The sequence below is a fragment of the Devosia chinhatensis genome, assembly GCF_000969445.1.
In the GTDB taxonomy this organism is placed as follows: Bacteria; Pseudomonadota; Alphaproteobacteria; order Rhizobiales; family Devosiaceae; genus Devosia; species Devosia chinhatensis.
The window spans coordinates 1-473 of record NZ_JZEY01000024.1; the positions used below are offsets into that span (position 1 = coordinate 1).

A 473-nucleotide genomic window follows, 5' to 3' on the forward strand; every position below is an offset into this window, starting at 1 on the left:
CTCATCATCCACACCTACAACACCGCCTTCGTCCGCCTCACTTCCTCCGCCTTCCCTCCCCTTCCCGTCCTCCTCTCTATCTTCGTTACCTTCTTCTTCCTGCTCGTCCTCCTCTCCCTTCTCATCCTCCAGCCGCGCTTCCCCCTCTGCGTGTCTTCCCCCGCCCCCCCCCTCTCGCCCCTTCCCCCTCCCTCCTCCGTGTCTTCCCCCTCCTCCCCCTCTCTTCTTCCTCCTTCCCCTTCCTCCACCTCTTCCCTCTCTCCCACTTCCTTCCCCTTCTCTTCCTCTTCTTTCCTCTCTTCTTTCTTTTTCTCCTTCTTCTTCTTCCCTGCTCCGCTTCCCTCACCCCTGTCATTCTCTGTCTTCTTCCCCCCCTCCTCCTTTCCCTTCGTCCCTCCTCCTCCTGCTTGCTTTCCTCTTCTCTCCCTCCTTTGCCTTCTTTTCTTTCTTCCCTACCTCCCTCTTCCTTCCCC

The 473-nt window shown here is 58.6% G+C and carries 1 protein-coding gene; it reads right to left on the reverse strand.

What is annotated here, in order from left to right; all coding sequences use genetic code 11:
* Positions 1–121: 121 nt before the first annotated feature.
* Positions 122–473 (reverse strand): hypothetical protein (locus VE26_RS19055; protein WP_046103236.1); only part of this gene is annotated, 352 nt, incomplete at its 5' end.